1 protein-coding gene is annotated in these 268 nt (G+C 57.1%); it reads right to left on the bottom strand.

Going from position 1 to position 268, the window contains the following annotated elements; translation table 11 throughout:
- A partial coding sequence (locus AF337_RS40190) for a LacI family DNA-binding transcriptional regulator (RefSeq protein ID WP_167347741.1) occupies positions 1 to 134 on the bottom strand: 134 nt, incomplete at its 3' end.
- Positions 135 to 268: the final 134 nt, after the last annotated feature.

The following is a 268-nucleotide window of genomic DNA, read 5'->3' on the forward strand; positions in this document are numbered from 1 at the left end:
ATGGCCTTGATCTTCTGGCGCGTATCGTCGGACATGCGGGCGGAGCCGCCGTGCAATGCGCCGGAAACCGTCTTTACCGAGACGCCCGCACGTTCCGCGATGTCAGAAAGCGATACTGCCACGATCTTCACCATCCTCCTTGGGTGATCGATTACCCAATAGTGGCAGCGGACGCGTTTTGTCAAGCGGCTTTTACGTGCACTGCTCGGTGTTCCGAACACCTATATGTCAATCGGCGCACAAAACTGACCCCTTACCGGCGTGCAAT

Origin of the sequence: Rhizobium ecuadorense (assembly GCF_001187535.1) — a bacterium.
GTDB lineage: Bacteria > Pseudomonadota > Alphaproteobacteria > Rhizobiales > Rhizobiaceae > Rhizobium > Rhizobium ecuadorense.